Genomic DNA, 14,813 nt, shown 5'->3' on the forward strand with positions numbered 1-14,813 from the left:
CTCCCCACCCCACCATCTGCACACATATGAAGGTGATGTGCGGGTGGGGAGCAGGCGGACGACCCCTGCGGTGGCCCGGCTCCGTCGCCGTTCGCGCCCGCGCCCCCTCCGACGGCCGGCGCCGCGATTCGGCGGAGGCCGCTTACAGACCCCTGGCGGTCAGGCAGAGTCGGGCACGCGACGGTGTTCTCGAACAGCATGCGGTGCGGGCCGGACCCCACGCCTGTGCGGGCGGCGGCAGTTGAACGACACCAGATGAACGTGCAGCAGCGGCTCCCCCGGCTCCCGATGGGTGGTGTCGGAAGGCAACCGCCAACCGGACTCCGGGGGCATGAGCATGGTGAATGCAGGCCCCGGCCCAGCCCACCACCTGGATCGCGCTCGATGTCGTCCGGGCCGGGGCAGTCGCGCGGCCGAGCGAGCACTGATCACCTACGACAGGTAACCGTGACCCCGCCCCTTGGACTCACGCATCTCGGGCATACCCGGTGGGTCGAGGGTCGTGTGGGCGTCCACCACGAGGTATCGCCGGCCGCCCGAAATTCCGTGGCACCGCACTCGCGCGTGCCGTTACCGTTCTCCTGCCCACAGTCACCCTGTCAAGGACGTGCCGTTGTACACCGAGTGAGTCCCCCCGAGCGCTGATCCGTCGCGCGTCGCACTTGTGCGCCGCGCTCCTTTTCGCTGCGGTCTTCTCACTGGAACCGGTGTATTTCCATGTCCAAGAACTGGGTGGTCGTGCCCACCTGCCTGCCGATGGTCCTCCGCCGTTGCCACCGATGCGCCTCCGGGCGCTTCCGGCTCCTGGACCTGCCCTACGACAACGACCCCTGCATGGCAGCCAGGCTGCTCCAGGGCCCGGTCGTACGGCGCCGGGACGTGGGCGGCTCGGCTCGGACCGAGCGCCCGGCCTGGCAGTCGCCGTACGGTCCGCCGCCGTACCGGGCGCACCGCGGCCGGTGGGCGCCTGTGCCGGGGGTTGCCTGGTCGCGGTCCGTTCTGCGGCGGGGACACCTGTGCGACCGGTGCGTCTGAGCGTCGAAGGTTTCGGCTCTTCGCGAGCCCTGGTCGAGAGACTGCCCGCCGAGGGGAACCTTGTGTCGGCAGTCCCCCTGAGCGGCAAGTTCCAGGGCGACTTCACCTTGACGCTCAAGCGCTGAGTCCGTCCGTCCCCGGGCCTGTCCGGCAGTATCCGATCCGCCGGACAGGTCCGAGGGCTGTCGCGTAACGGGATCTACCCCACGGCTGCCGAGACGGCGGTGGCGTCCGGCGCGTCACCGCCAGGCGTTGCCGTCGGTTCGCGGAGAGCCGCCCTGCCGGGAGTCCGCCGCCATCACTGCGTCGGTCGCGTGAGGCGCCGTCAGTCTGTTTCCAGGACGAAGAACAGGAAGCTCGGGCTTTGGGAGAGGGCGCGGAATTCGTCGGGGAACCGTTCGCGGGCGGCCGGGACGGGCTGTGGCTCGCTGATGACGGAGATCCGGAAGCCGGCTGCGGTGAACGAGTCCGTCATCGCGTGCAGCGGCCGGTTCCAGAAGCTCATGGGGACGACCCGGCCGCCCATGGTCCACTCCTCGGTCCAGTTGTACGTCGCGAGGTAGTGTGGCTTCTGCCCCGCCATGCGGTGCATGGCGTAGATGGCGAAGGGATGGTCGACGGACACGATCAGCCGGCCGCCGGTCCTCAGAACACGCCGTAGTTCAGCCAGCGTCGGGGTCCAGTCCTCCAGGTAGTGCAACACCAGGGAGGCGATGACGTCGTCGAATGCGTTGTCAGGGAACGGCAGCGGGTCACGCAGATCCGCCACCTGGAGCTCCGCGCCGTCGCCCAGCCGCCGTCGGGCCACCCCCAGCATCCCTGGGCTGGCGTCGACACCGGTCACGACGGCACCGCGGTCACGCAACTCGGCGAACAGCGGGCCGGCACCGCACCCGGCGTCGAGAATCCGGCGGCCGGCCACTTCTCCTGCGAGGGCCAGGATGGCGGGCCGCTCGTAGTAGGCGTTCTGGATGCCGCCTTCGTTTGCGACCGAGTAGGCCTCGGCAAGGCTGTCGTAGTCGTTCACCCGGGCCGGGTGCGCGGGTGCGACGTGATCCTCAGGAACTGCAGTCATGCCGAGCATCCTGGTCCATCCGTGCAGGCGGCGCGGCATATCGAGTGGATCGGCGCCGAAGTACGGTCGTTTGACAGAGGACGGGCGGGCGATCCCCGACGGCGAGCAAGGTGAGACGATCCAGCCGTGGCTGGTGGTCACGGCGCCGGAGCCGTCCTGGACAGTCCCGTTCACCGGACTGAGCCCGCGAGCGTTCCGCAGACCGATCACGTCCCTGCGCTATGAGGCGGACAGGGCTCGCCGAGGACGTCCGTGGTCGCTGCCGCGCGAGGACCGGGTCCTGCCGGCAGTCGCCAACTGGCGCTGCCCTCCCGTCGGAACCCTGCCCGCCACCTATCAAAGATCCATGACGGGACAGCCCTTGGGGCGCGTATCGAGTTGTGACCAACCCGGTTCCGGGGTCTTCCTCGTCAGCTCTGCCTCTCGAATCCCGCCAGCAGTGCGCGGGGATCGAAGGTCACCCGGATCCGGGTGACCTTCCCGTTCTCCGCGTGCATCCAGTTCGCCGTCGGGGTAGGCGGCGCAACGCTCGTATGCAGGTCGAACCAAGTGATCGCTTCATCGTTTTCCGCCACCCGCACCTTCACGTCGATCTTCTCCAGCACCTGGCCGAGCCCCTTCAGCCCAGCGAGCGCCTCCTCCACCCCAGACGCTGTTCCCAGCGCTCCGACGAAGTCGACATCCTCGGCCAGCAACCCCCGCAAGGTCTCGAAGTCGCCTGCTTCCCAGGCGGTGAAGTAGGTCTCGGCAAGCTCTCGCACAGTCTTCGTCGTCGTCATGCCGTCATCCTTCAGCCACCGCCTCCATCCGTCCAACAGATAGATCAGATGACTTCTATCATTACTGGCTATGGAGATTCACCAGCTTCGCTACTTCGCCGCGATCATGGACGAGGGCACCTTCACCGCTGCCGCTCATCGCCTGCACGTCAGCCAGTCCGGCATCAGCACCCAGGTGGCCAAGCTGGAGTTGGAGCTGGGCCAGCAATTGCTCGACCGCACCGGCCGACACATCCGCCTCACGCCGGCCGGCGAGGCCGTTCTCCCTCTGGCGAAGAGCGCCCTCGCCACCCTTGAGGCCATCCGGCACACCGTCGCCGAATTCGCCCATGCCGTCCGCGGCCGGGTCCGTCTCGGCATGATCATGGGCTGCTCGATCCCGGCCTTCCTCGATTCCGTCGCCGATCTCGGCCGTACCCACCCCGGTATCGAACTCAGCCTCCATGAGGGCTACTCCGGCGACCTCCAGGCCCTCGCTCTCTCCGGCTCTGTCGACCTCGCCCTGATCGGATACGCGGGCGACGTTGCCCCAGGCCTGGAGGTGAGCATCGTCCTCGACGAACCGGTCGCCGTTGCCGTCCCGGCCGGGCACCCTCTCGACCGGAAGGAACTGAGCCTCGCCGACCTCGGCGGAGAGAAAATCCTCTGCCTTTCCCAAGGCACCGGCATCCGGGCCGCCTACGAGGACTCCTGCCACAGGATCGGTCTCGACCCACGCGTGGACATCGACGCCAGCTCCCCAGTCACCCTGCTCCGTCTCGCTGAGCGCGGCATGGGCGTGGCCGTCCTCAGCGCGTCCTCCGTACACGGCACCGGCCTGCAGACCGTCCCGCTCACGGATGCCGCCACGCACGCCCGGCTCGGACTCATCATCCGCCAGGGCCAGTCCTCTCCAGCCGTACAACTCCTGCGCACCAGGCTCCTTGCCGCTCTGCAAGCCCGCTAGGGTGCGCTGACCACATGCCTTCACCAGGCGAGGGTTGTCTCCGGTGGGGCAGGCCGGAGTTGCGTCGTGTGCGCTCGCGGACGAGGCGCCAAGCAGCTCAGCCGTGGAGGAAGGAGGTGACTTCGGAGAACGGTGTGGTGGTCCCGGGTGTGAAACGCCTGGTCTCGCCTCGGAAGGAGCGGACCTCCAGCCAACTCTGCGCTGCCGCGGTCGGGAGGACGTCCAAGAGCGCCTTGAGGTCTGCGAATCCGAAGACCTTGAAGGTCTGCGTCCGCCGGTAGTTGGACGGCTGGACATCGAACCTGAGGTCGACGACCGGCTGTGGTGGGCGGCTCCAGTCGCTGCAGGGCAGTGCACCGTGGCCGCGGATTCGCGCGTCGACGAGGACTTCCGTATCCGCGTCGCCGATCTCGCAGTCGAAGATCGGAAAGGCTGTCGCGACGCGAGCGGCGATGGCTGGATAGGCGATGCAGGCTTGCCCAAGTGCCGGCGCGCAGAACAGGGCGTGAGTAAAGGGTCCCACCGGGGATGACAGCGGCACCTTGTGGTGGGATTGCCCGCCGAAGGGCAGATCGCGCCTGGTGCAGAGGACGGCCAGGAAGGACGACACGGTCGCGGGGTCATGGCACTGTCCGCGCACGGTGAAGCGAACGGCGCTGCGTCCCTGGTCTCGCAGCACGAAGTACTCGTGAAATCCCATCGGGTGGCCCGGGGCATGGCTGCGGTGGTACGTCTCCTCGAAGCCATCGATCGGCAGGTACTCGGGGACCGGCGCGTGCGACCGGGAGCTTGACTTGATCACGTCGAGGACGCGCGTCTGCTGGTCAAGTTCGGCGACGTCAAACGGCCGAGCGACCTCGGTGAAGCCCTTACGGAGCCATTCGTTGATCTTGCGGGAAGCGTGACGGCCTGCATGCTGTTCGTCGTCCAGCGTCGACGTGCCCGCCTTGCCGCTGGTACCTGTCCCGCCCCAGCGGAGGAAGCAGCGGATGCCTTCCTGGCGAATCTCCCGGTACTCGGTCTCAGCCCCCTGCAGGAGCTCGAATCGCCGCCAGCCCGTCACCAGTTCCTCCCGCGCGATGTGAACAGGGGTGCGGCGCAGTGCCAACCCGGGCCGTCCTCCGGCCGACACGCTATCCCGTGACTGAGCCGGTCGTCGCCACGCCGGGTGTCGTCCAGGCCGCCGCTGGGAGTGGCAACGGCTGCGATGTCAGGATCGGTGGAGCGAGGCGCCTGCCAGGCTTCCGGCCGGGCTACCGCCTGGATGGTTACGTCGGTGCCGAAGCAGCACGCAGCCTCGAGTGGACGTTGCAGGACATCCAGGGAGCGGGAGTCGATCTCACTCTCCCCCGTCGGCGGAACGGAGCTGGAAGTCGACGACGACGCAACCAACCTGTCCGTCATCGGTGCGGCCGATCCAGACGGGGTAGGCCCCGTCGCCCCGGCCGGCACGGAAGGCGATGAGGTTCGGTTCGGGCTCCGTGCCCGGCAGTTCGACGGTGAACTGGCTGCCGAGTGCTGCGAACAGGTCCTCGTCCAGCCGGTCTTCGATCACCGTCCGAGTCGCATCCATGAAAGCCGCTGTGCCGGTGTCCACGCCAACCCCGTAGAACTGGCCCTCGCCGAGCAGCCCCAGGTCCTCCTCGGGCCGGAGGGCCATTTCCCACTCATGGGGCGGGATGTCCAGGAACGTCACCCTGGCCGCAGCGACACCGGCCCCCCGTGTCGTGCGCAAAAGCGACAGCGTGACCGGGAACTCGCCCGGTGGCACAGCGACGGTCCGCGAGGTCTCTCCGATCCAGCCGGGGTCCGAGACCGCCAGTTGCCCTGAGGTGATCCGCAGCAGGCCGGCGTCAACGGGCTCGACGACGGCCGGCCCATCCGCAGTCTCGCACGCGCCCGGAATGAACAGTTGCTCGATTCCGCTGGCGCGCAGCGGTCCCGATCCTTCGTCCACCGACACGTCGTTCAGGACTACCGTCGTGGCGGGCTCGTGGCCCTGCTGGGCGAGGAACGGCGCGAACACCTGCCAGTCGCCGAATTCCGGTACGGGGCAGAGGAAGCTTTCGACGGGCGTCTGGAACCGCCGCACGGGGACGCCCGTCGGGCCGGCTGTCAGAGCGTGCAGTGCTCCCCTCGGTCCGGCGAACTCGGAGCTCACTTCGACCTGTCCGTCGGCCGAGACGGTCGTGGTCTCCTGAACATCCCAGTTCCAGGACGAGTGCTCCTGCTCGTGGGAGAACTGCCATCGGGTGCTCCTGTGAGCCAACAACATCCCCGCGCTGTGCGGCTTGAGGTCGATCATCTGCATGCGCCAGGACCTGTCGTCGAACAGATACACACGCCACATCCGGCGCGGCCAGTATTCGACCAGTGCCAGCGGTCGCTCCCGCGCGGACAGCAGAACCGCGTACTCCATCCCGGCAGCATGCCGGCGTGCCGCGACCGCGCGCGACATCGGGTCCGGATGGGTCATTCCCCTCTGGGAACCCCACATGTCGCCGTACGACACATCAAGACTGTCGAAGATCACAGCCGCGCATCTCCCCCCGTGGCACCAGCCGCCCCCGAGCAGTGGCGCTCGACGGGTGACCCCGCCGCATCGCACTGCCCTTCCGGAGCTTCGTCGTGCCGCCAGTCTGGCACTGAGGTGTGACACACAGGGTTGTGGGAGGCCGGCAACCCGGGGTTACCGACGATAGGGGCCGCCGCAGGTGACGAAACACAGCTGGTTCGGCGAGCCCCACCGGTGATGCGTGCGTTCGCGTCAGCGCCGACGCTCAGGGGCGGGAACGCGGGCACCCCTGCGTGGGAGCCCAACCCGGCGAAAGCCGCGCTACGGCCGGTCGACGAACGCACAGCACAGCGGTGCGTACCAGCGCATGCACACCGATCACCAGCGCCCGCTGACCGTGCGTCGGAAGCCGCTCCTCGGCGGCACGGTGCGGCGGCTGTTTCGGTACCCGCGACCGGGCCTCCCTGGCCGCGACGTTCGAACCGCGGTGACGACCAGCGCCTTTCCGGCCGACCTGGTCGGACGAGCCGTTCCCGATCACTCACGGACGGCCTTACGTCCTCCGTGACCCACGGATGCTGCCGATCGTTCGCGAGCTGTTCGCCGGTGAAGTTCGCGCTTCAAGGATTTGCACACGGGCTCGATGCATCCGACAACGCGCCCGCGACGCGGACCATGCGAATGGCCGAACGTAGCCTGGTGACGCACATCAAGTACGCAGGAACCCGGCAAACGCGCGTCAGCTGCACCGGATCGGAAGGGCTCACGGCGATGGTCCGTGCCGCCGCGGCCAGCCGGAATCGTGAGCTGGTGCGCACCCGAGGGCAACCGCTGACGATGAAGCAAACCATGCGGACCAGGACCGACGCCGGGGCCTCCCGTACACCTCACCCCTGTCGCATGACCTGCTCGGCGGGCGGGTCACTGCAAACAGAGGAGATGAATCATGAAGCAATGGACCCATTTCTCGGTGACCGTCGAGACCGGGCGTCTATGGAGGATCACGTTCGACAGCCCGCCGATCAACCTGGTCTCCCCGGAGATGCTCACTGAGCTTCCGCGGCTGGTCGATCAGATGGAGGCTGCTCCGGAGCTGCGTGTGGCCGTGTTCGAGTCAGCGAACTCCGAGTACTTCCTGAACCACTACGACACCTCCCGGGTCACCGAGACGCCCAAGGAACTGGGCGCAAGCGGCTACCCGCTGCTGATCGATGCGACCACGCGTCTGTCACGCCTGCCCGTCGTCTCGATCGCGAAGGTCCGCGGACGGGTCAGGGGTGTGGGGAGTGAGCTGATCCAGGCGATGGACATGCGTTTTGCCAGTGAGCGGGCATGGTTCTGCCAGCCTGAGACCGCCAACGGCAACGTCCCCGGCGGCGGCGGCCTCGAGCACCTGCCCCTGCTGCTCGGCCGTGCTCGCGCGCTGGAGGTGGCCCTGTCCAGCGACGACTACTCGAGTGACCTGGCCGAGCGGTACGGATGGGTCAACCGCGCAGTCCCCGACCGTGAACTCGACACGCTCGTCGACACCCTCGCCCGCCGGGTGGCCTCATTCGACAAGGAGTCGATTGCCGCCGTAAAGCAGCAGGTCAACCGATATACGTTGCCGTCCGCAGAGGATCTGCAGTCCTCCTACGACATTTACGTCCACTCATTCGGCTGGCCGGGATCCAAGCGCAGACTTCCGGCGGCGCTCGCCGCGGGACGCAACCGACCAGGCGACTACGAAATGCGCCTGGGCTACCACCTCGGACGGCAGCCGGAAGAAGACACACAGGCAAGTCCGTGAGATGGACCAGCAACGCTCGTCTCGAGAGCTGTCCAGAGAACGTTGGCGTTCCCCGATGGGACCGCATCGTCACCCTCCACTGCCCGCCGAGCGCTGCTGGCTGGACCAGTCGTGCCGTCGCAGCAACTCCCAGGCCCCGCGCACCGACAACGCCACCCCCGTCCGGCTCTCGATCAGCACACGGTCCGGGGACAGCGTCCAGCTGTGGACGATCACGTGATCACCCGCCTTCCCCACCTGCCGACGGCCAGGTAGTTGCTCCAAGGGGTCGTTGCCGACTGGTCAGTGTCCTCTGGCAGACTCCGCAGCATGGGATGGTTCATGCGCGCCCAGGAGACGGAGAGTGCCGGTCAGGCCGCAGAGCGGGCTGACCTGAGCGTGCTGCTCCTGCAGGGCGAAGACATGATCGAACAGCTGGGTCGTGCGCATATGTCCTGGGGCCTGGGATCGGCGGACCGCTGGGATCTCGACCAGACGACGGGCATGATCACCTGGACCTTCCCCGACAGGACAGCCACGGCACCGGCACAGATTCTCGGCAGCTTCAGCCCGGCCTCGCGCTCATGGCTGTGGGCCTGGGCCAACCAGAGCATCCTTCCGGACATGAGCCGAGACGCGCGCGTCTTCCGGGACTGGGCAGAGGCCAACGGGCAACCTTCTCTCGCCCAGCCGAGGATCGAGGCCGATGAGACAGCCGCTGCGACGCTCGTGGCCTTGGCTGTTCGGGTCACCGAGGCGACCGGCTATTACCGGGGCCCGGGAGGCAACTCCGCCGTCATCATCACGTTCGGTCCGGTCACCCTGACCTCCGCGGACGGCAGTGTCTCCGACGTCGACATCAGCGTCAGTCAGCGCGCGCCAGAGAAGTGGGCCGCGACCCGGCGCCTGGGCCTCAGTGCTCAAGCGCCCACGGAAGACCCACGCGGTCAGCTGTCCGTCACGGTCGCGGTCCGCTTTTGTCGGTGCGGTTCCCGGGGCGCTTGTTGCGGCGGTAGCCGGGTCCGTTCATGATGACCTGGTGGCTGGTGTTGATCAGCCGGTCCAGGAGCGATTCGCGTGATCGCTGACACCACCGCTCATCCACCTACACCTGAGCCTCCGGCGTCGCGGAAAAGCCGCTCCAACGTCGCGACATCGTTGTCACCCCTCGATCGTTCGCCGGCCGCCCCAAGGCCTGCAACCCGCCACACCACAACCGGCGCCCGTGAGCCGCATGGGACGCGCTCCGTGCCGTCGCCGACCATTCCGCTCGTGGATGGACCTGCTGTGGTCGTCTAAAGCAGGGAGCGGTGCCGGACTCCTGATGACGGCCCGTGCGATTTCACCGGCATGTTTCGGGTTTCCAGGGGTCCCCGAATCGCGTTTCTGCGGGTATCCCGCAGTCTTGCACGACACGCGGTCCGTGAGCGCGGCCGGAGCTTACGGTGGCAGGGCAAGGGGTTCCGCGATCTCGCGCTCGGCACACTGCTCCAGAACCCAATGCCACATGGAACTTCGCGAGGGCATCGTGATCCAGGCATTCTTCACGGACATCAAACCACCCGCGGAGCGGGCCGCGTACTGGACGGACGCCGTAGGGAAGGCGTTCACCCGGCTGGAGGTCCGCGCGCGGGAGGACGCAAAGATCCACGGTGCCATTCGGCAGGCATCTGTCGCGGGCGTCCACGTCGGGTCCCTGGAGGCGAGCCCGCAGCGCATGACGCGGACCGCGCCCCTCATCGCCGCGGACGGCGACAATTCGCTGGTCGTGAGCCTGCAACGGGCGGGTGCCGGCGTCGCGACCCAGGACGGCCGGGAGGTCCCGGTCACGGCCGGCGAGCTCGTCATCCTCGACACGCGCAGGCCCTACGCCTTGAACTTCACCGGCCCGGTGCGACAGAGCGTCGCCACGGTCCCGCGCGAGATGCTGGACCTCCCCGACTCGGCACTGCGCCTGGCCACCGGCCGGACCTACTCAACCGTCCAGGGCATCAGCGGCGTCCTCGCGTCGTATGTGAACGGGCTCGTCACCATCACGGACCACTGCAGTTGCGCGCCCGACCAATGCGCCTGCGCGCCGGCTTCGAAGGAATTCCTCGGGCGGGGGATCGTCGACATTCTGACGGCCCTGGTCGCGCTGGAAGGCAACGCCAAGGACGTGGCCGCATACGAAGTGCAGGAAACCCTGCTCCTTCGCCTGCGCACCTACATCCGCTCCCACCTGCACGATCCGTCGCTCTCCCCGGCATCGGTCGCGGCGGCACACCACATCTCCGTTCGCTACCTGTACCAGCTCTTCCAGGGCGAGCCCATGACGGTCGGTCGCTGGATCCAGCGCCTCAGGCTCGAAGGCTGCCGCCGGGACCTCGTGACCCCGGAACTCGCGGGACAGACCGTCGCGGCCATCGCGCACCGCTGGGGCTTCGCCAGCCACGCGCACTTCAGCCGCACATTCCGTTCGGTGTACGGCCTCTCCCCTGCCGAATTCCGGCGGGCCGGCCTCTCGCCGACGGGTACGGACCCAGACGTCGGCCACCGCGCCTGACAGGCTGCTCGAGACGCTCCTCAAGACCGGCCAGGACGACGCGATCTATTCGGACCGGAGCGGTTCACCGGCAGACAAAAAGCCATCCACAACAAGGTTCGCCAGGATCTCGGCGGTGGCGACCCGATCCTCGGGCGATGGCGCAGCGTCCCGTCCCAGCCGCTGCGCGAGGGGCTCCTGGGTCAGACCGGCCACCGGGCTGATGAGCGCGAAAAACAGCACGTCCAAAGGGACCTCTGGCAGACGCCCGGCCGAGGTCAGCGCTGCGACGCTCGGAGCGATCAAGGCCAGCGTCGGCCCGATGTAGTGCTGGTAGAGGTAATCCAGACGCTCGCTGTCCCGGGAGAACTCGTCCGTGCACAGGCGGTCCACCCATGGCCTGTCGACGGCCGTGCGGTAGAAGCGGACGATGATCCATCGCAGCCGCTCGGCGTCGTCCCCTTCCGGAGCGGCCTCCCCGCCGAGCTCCGCCAGCTGAGAGGTCAGGGCATGGTCTACCACGGCCCGCCAGAAGGCTGCTTTGGAGCCGTACCGGTCATTGATGAAGTTGTGGCTCACACCGAGGCGTCCAGCGAGTTCCCTCGCCGAGGCGCGGTCATACCCCAGCTCGGCGAAAGCCTCCAGCCCCTTCTGCAGGATGACCTGCTCCTCCGGCACCGGAGGAGTCTGCCTCCCTGGCCGCCCGGGTCGCCTGGTAGCCGGCCTCGCCTCTGCAGGCACACATCCTCCGTACGTTCAACCAAGCCGGGCGCCCGCGACAGGCCGCACGGTGGGCATCTCAGATTACCGGTCCGGTCGGGAGACCACAGAAACCCGCAGTGAGTCTGACATGCGTCACACATACGAGCCGGCTTGAGGGGGTCGGCGGTCACCACGTCGGCCCGGGCCGGCCGATGCCGCACAAGCAAGCCGTGGTGCAGCAGCAGGTCGCGCTGGCGGCCGGATGCCCCGCTTCTCACCCCGGGGCGAGAAGCCCAAGCCGAAGCACGTGACGAGGATGCATTAATATGACAGGTGTCAGGAAACGTGCGTGTCCCCGCCCCGCTGCGGCGCGCCCCGTCCGGAGCTTCAGCTCCGCCCAGCACAGGAACGGAACCCAACATGTCCGAAGCAGGCACGACCACCGACCCTTCCTCTGCCTCTGCCTCTGCCTCTGCCTCTGCCTCTGCGGGCAACATCGCATTGGCCAGCCGCCTCCTGAGCAGCCTTGGATCCGAGGAGGTGTTCGAATTCTTCGCGGACGACGTCGTGTTCGAGTACCCTTACGCCCCCTCGCTGGGCATGCCGGACAGACTCGAAGGCAAGGCCACCGTGGTTTCCCATATACGCTCGCTGTTGGCTCAGCTCACGGGCCTGACGGTGCGCAACATACATTCCTATTCGGTTGCTGGCGACCCTGATACCGTCTTCTCCGAATACGAGGGCGAGGCTCTGACTCGCAATGGCGGCACCTACCAGCAGATTTACATGAGCAAGATGCTGTTCCGGGACGGCCAGTTGGTCTTGCTCAGGGAGCTGTGGAACCCCATGAAGGTGATCGAGGCCGCCGGCGGTACCGCCACGGTATGACCCCCGGATCTCGGTCCGGACTCTCAGCGTTCGACCCTGTCCGAATCTGTCCAATTCATGGTCCCGGCTCACATCGGGTGACAACCGAGAGCCGCGTCGTAGCAGTGTGCCGTCATCCAGCCGACTGCGGGAAAGGACCGTCATGTGTGGAGACGATCAGAATGTTCACGATACCCCTGCCGGATCAACGACTGCTTGCTGTTGAGGTTTCCGGGCCCTCTACTGGAGTTCCTCTTGTCTACCATCATGGATCGTCGACATCGGGAACGCAGTTCCGCTTTCTTCAGCGCGCCGCCCATGATCGTGGCCTTCGGCTGGTTTCGTTCTCCCGCCCGGGCGTAGGAGCGTCCACTCGACTGCCCGGCCGTTCGGTGGCGGATACGGCGAACGACGTTGCTGCCGTGCTGGATCATCTCGGAGCTTCGAATTCGCTCCAGTTCGGCTGGTCCGGAGGTGGCCCCCACGCACTGGCGGTCGCGGCCCGGCTGCCCGAGCGGGTGGCCGGGACGGTGGTCATGTGCAGCGTGGCCCCGTACGAGGAGCTGGGGTCGGATTTCTTTGCCGGCATGGCCCAGAGCAATGTCGATGAATTCAAGAGGGCGCTCATGGGGGAAAATCTTCTCCGTCCCTCGCTGGAGGACGACGCTCAAAAAATGCGTTCAGCCAGTGCCGAGGACGTTCGCCAGATCCTGATGAATCTGCTGTCGCCCGCGGACCGTGTCCTTGCGACAAAGGAAGTGGCGGCAGACATCGGTGCGAGCTGGGCCGAGAGTCTGCGGCACGGAGTCGACGGCTGGGTCGATGAAACTCTCTCATATGTCAAGCCATGGGGATTCTCGGTACAGGAGATAGCGGTACCCACCGCGGTCTGGCACGGAGCCGAAGATCTGGCTGCGCCTTTCGCTCACGGCACGTGGCTCGCGCAGCATATTCCTGGCGCAACCGCACATCTACTCGAGGGACATGGGCACATGTCGATCTTTCTCGCTTCGGTCGATCAGGCCCTCGCCGAACTGGCCTCGACTCTCTGAGTGACGTGGTGACGATGCCGGGGACCGGCCGGGCCCGGCCCGGCCGATCACTCCCCGGCAAGCGACCCGGTGCAGGCGGACGCTGCTGTCCGGGCGATCCCCCCGGCGACGTTCTCGGGGAAGGCCCGCTTCCCGAAGCCGATCGCCGAGCCAACTCGGGGCCGGTGTCGACGCGCGAGTCCATCCAGCACTTCGCGGCGGGATGGGACCGAAAGGGCGGTCGGCCACGCAAGACGCCGCCGCCGGCGGCCTGAGCATGCGCACGGCGGCCCGGAATCCCCATCGGGGTTCCGGGCCGCTGTGCTGTGCCGTGGCGCGGATCGGGCCGCCGAATCCCGCCGCGCCAGACCACGTGCCGGGCCTCGTCGCGGTCTACCACCAGATGACGACGTATCCGTTGCCGCCAGCGTCACCGGGGTTGAGAGGACCACCGGCGCCGCTGTTGCCGCCGGTGCCCGCGTTCGGCGGTGCGGGCTGGACCACTCCGTCCACTGCCGGACGGCCGCCCGGGGTCGCGGGAGCAGTCGGGTTGCCAACGATGCCGGTCCCGCCGCTGGCGCCTTGCCTGGCTGTGCCCTGACCAGGGCAAGTGCCCGTGCCGCCGGCGCCACCCATCGAAAAACTCCCGCCCCCGCCGCCGTTGGCGGTCACGTTGTCGGGGCCGTTGCTCACGACGGTGTTGCCGCCTGTCAGACCTGGCCCAGGCCCGCCTGGGGCGCCCGGCCCTCCGGCGCCGACGACTACCGTCACCGGTCCGGTCGCATCAAGGACGCACCAGGCGAAGCCCCCGGCACCGCCACCGCCTCCAGTGTGCAGGCCGTCTGATCCCGCGCCGCCCCCGCCGGCACCCCATGCCTGGACGAAGACTGAGGTGACCCCTGCGGGCGGGACGAATGTGAAGGTACCGGGCTCGTCGTAGTCCATCAGGCCGTGAGCCGGGGCGACACCAGGTGGCCCCTGCGGGCCGGTCTCGCCCTGAGGACCGGCAGGACCAGCAGGACCGGGAGGCCCTGGCGGGCCGGGAATCCCGGGGCGCCCCGGGTGCCCGTGATGCCCGGGGCGGCCGGGGCAGTACCCGGGGAAGTCCGGGAACAGCAAGCACGGGTCCGCGAGACCGGCGACGGCGCTGGGTTTTGCGGCATCAGCCATGCCACCCTCGGCGCTTTCCGCATACGCGGCACCTGTCAGAGCACTGGACGTCAGGGCCACGCTCGCGGCCACCGTCCACATCCGCACACATACTCGGCGCCGCCGTTGAGGCGCCTGAGGCACGTCTATTCGAGACAACACGCCACCTCCAGCAAAGCGGCCCGCAACGCGCGGCAGCGCCGCTCACCAGAAGAGAAGAGCTTCGGAGGCAGCAGCGAGCCCACAGCAAGAATCGCCCTGCGTACTGACCAGTGCACTTCAGTAGCCGACCGGGTGATCTCAGCCTTCACGCAGCCCAGCGGCCCGCATCCCCACGGTTGGGGGATCCGAGCCGCTGGGCCTCGCCGGACGCCCGTCAAGCGAGGCAGACGTCCTCGAGCCAGGCGCATCGGCGGCGGCCA

The 14,813-nt window shown here is 67.8% G+C and carries 12 protein-coding genes and 2 pseudogenes; 8 read left to right on the top strand and 6 right to left on the bottom strand.

Going from position 1 to position 14,813, the window contains the following annotated elements; genetic code table 11:
* Window positions 1-717: 717 nt before the first annotated feature.
* Window positions 718-1,160, top strand: a pseudogene (locus PV364_RS16970) (hypothetical protein).
* Window positions 1,161-1,360: 200 nt separating this feature from the next.
* On the opposite strand, the gene PV364_RS16975 reads toward PV364_RS16970, so the two are convergent.
* On the bottom strand, window positions 1,361-2,119 hold the full coding sequence (locus PV364_RS16975; RefSeq protein WP_319660846.1) for a class I SAM-dependent methyltransferase: 759 nt from the start codon (window positions 2,117-2,119) through the stop codon (window positions 1,361-1,363).
* A 121-nt stretch (window positions 2,120-2,240) separates the two neighbouring features.
* On the opposite strand from PV364_RS16975, the pseudogene PV364_RS16980 reads away from it, so the two are divergent.
* Window positions 2,241-2,414, top strand: a pseudogene (locus PV364_RS16980) (IS5/IS1182 family transposase); the annotation flags it as partial.
* Between the two features lie 106 nt (window positions 2,415-2,520).
* Here PV364_RS16980 and PV364_RS16985 read toward each other — a convergent pair.
* Window positions 2,521-2,889 (bottom strand): nuclear transport factor 2 family protein, encoded by a 369-nt coding sequence (locus tag PV364_RS16985; protein WP_319660847.1) that lies wholly within the window; start codon window positions 2,887-2,889, stop codon window positions 2,521-2,523.
* Between the two features lie 70 nt (window positions 2,890-2,959).
* Between PV364_RS16985 and PV364_RS16990 the strand changes: the two genes are divergently transcribed.
* The gene (locus PV364_RS16990; RefSeq protein ID WP_319660848.1) at window positions 2,960-3,835 is read left to right on the top strand and encodes a LysR family transcriptional regulator; all 876 of its coding nucleotides are present in this window, start codon (window positions 2,960-2,962) and stop codon (window positions 3,833-3,835) included.
* A gap of 97 nt (window positions 3,836-3,932) precedes the next feature.
* On the opposite strand, the gene PV364_RS16995 is transcribed toward PV364_RS16990, so the two are convergent.
* Both PV364_RS16995 and PV364_RS17000 read right to left on the bottom strand, forming a co-directional pair.
* On the bottom strand, window positions 3,933-4,943 hold the full coding sequence (locus PV364_RS16995; protein ID WP_319660849.1) for a WGR domain-containing protein: 1,011 nt from the start codon (window positions 4,941-4,943) through the stop codon (window positions 3,933-3,935).
* A gap of 231 nt (window positions 4,944-5,174) precedes the next feature.
* Window positions 5,175-6,368: a DUF4241 domain-containing protein gene (locus PV364_RS17000; RefSeq protein ID WP_319660850.1), complete on the bottom strand. Its 1,194-nt coding sequence runs from the start codon at window positions 6,366-6,368 to the stop codon at window positions 5,175-5,177.
* Between the two features lie 928 nt (window positions 6,369-7,296).
* Here PV364_RS17000 and PV364_RS17005 point away from each other — a divergent pair.
* Window positions 7,297-8,139: an enoyl-CoA hydratase/isomerase family protein gene (locus PV364_RS17005; RefSeq protein WP_319660851.1), complete on the top strand. Its 843-nt coding sequence runs from the start codon at window positions 7,297-7,299 to the stop codon at window positions 8,137-8,139.
* Between the two features lie 69 nt (window positions 8,140-8,208).
* On the opposite strand, the gene PV364_RS17010 is transcribed toward PV364_RS17005, so the two are convergent.
* Window positions 8,209-8,355, bottom strand: coding sequence for a winged helix-turn-helix domain-containing protein (locus PV364_RS17010; protein WP_319660853.1), 147 nt, complete (start codon window positions 8,353-8,355; stop codon window positions 8,209-8,211).
* Between the two features lie 93 nt (window positions 8,356-8,448).
* On the opposite strand from PV364_RS17010, the gene PV364_RS17015 reads away from it, so the two are divergent.
* Together PV364_RS17015 and PV364_RS17020 are read left to right on the top strand one after the other, a co-directional pair.
* Window positions 8,449-9,150, top strand: coding sequence for a DUF6882 domain-containing protein (locus tag PV364_RS17015; RefSeq protein ID WP_319660855.1), 702 nt, complete (start codon window positions 8,449-8,451; stop codon window positions 9,148-9,150).
* A 391-nt stretch (window positions 9,151-9,541) separates the two neighbouring features.
* Window positions 9,542-10,663, top strand: coding sequence for a helix-turn-helix domain-containing protein (locus tag PV364_RS17020; protein WP_319660856.1), 1,122 nt, complete (start codon window positions 9,542-9,544; stop codon window positions 10,661-10,663).
* 45 nt (window positions 10,664-10,708) lie between these two features.
* On the opposite strand, the gene PV364_RS17025 is transcribed toward PV364_RS17020, so the two are convergent.
* On the bottom strand, window positions 10,709-11,320 hold the full coding sequence (locus PV364_RS17025; RefSeq protein ID WP_319660857.1) for a TetR/AcrR family transcriptional regulator: 612 nt from the start codon (window positions 11,318-11,320) through the stop codon (window positions 10,709-10,711).
* Window positions 11,321-11,764: 444 nt separating this feature from the next.
* On the opposite strand from PV364_RS17025, the gene PV364_RS17030 reads away from it, so the two are divergent.
* Together PV364_RS17030 and PV364_RS17035 are read left to right on the top strand one after the other, a co-directional pair.
* Entirely contained in the window at window positions 11,765-12,232 is a 468-nt protein-coding gene (locus PV364_RS17030; RefSeq protein ID WP_319660858.1) for a nuclear transport factor 2 family protein, read from the top strand.
* A 146-nt stretch (window positions 12,233-12,378) separates the two neighbouring features.
* On the top strand, window positions 12,379-13,263 hold the full coding sequence (locus PV364_RS17035; RefSeq protein WP_319660859.1) for an alpha/beta hydrolase: 885 nt from the start codon (window positions 12,379-12,381) through the stop codon (window positions 13,261-13,263).
* Window positions 13,264-14,813 lie beyond the last annotated feature (1,550 nt).

Source organism: Streptomyces sp. MI02-7b, from assembly GCF_033793585.1.
Taxonomy (GTDB): Bacteria; Actinomycetota; Actinomycetes; order Streptomycetales; family Streptomycetaceae; genus Actinacidiphila.

Excerpts from the sequence above, each read along its gene's own strand:
- PV364_RS16985 (WP_319660847.1), bottom strand. The coding sequence starts at position 2,889 with ATGACGACGACGAAGACTGTGCGAGAGCTTGCCGAGACCTACTTCACC.
- PV364_RS17005 (WP_319660851.1), top strand. The coding sequence starts at position 7,297 with ATGAAGCAATGGACCCATTTCTCGGTGACCGTCGAGACCGGGCGTCTA.
- PV364_RS17030 (WP_319660858.1), top strand. The coding sequence starts at position 11,765 with ATGTCCGAAGCAGGCACGACCACCGACCCTTCCTCTGCCTCTGCCTCT.
- PV364_RS17015 (WP_319660855.1), top strand. The coding sequence starts at position 8,449 with ATGGGATGGTTCATGCGCGCCCAGGAGACGGAGAGTGCCGGTCAGGCC.
- PV364_RS16990 (WP_319660848.1), top strand. The coding sequence starts at position 2,960 with ATGGAGATTCACCAGCTTCGCTACTTCGCCGCGATCATGGACGAGGGC.
- PV364_RS16975 (WP_319660846.1), bottom strand. The coding sequence starts at position 2,119 with ATGCTCGGCATGACTGCAGTTCCTGAGGATCACGTCGCACCCGCGCAC.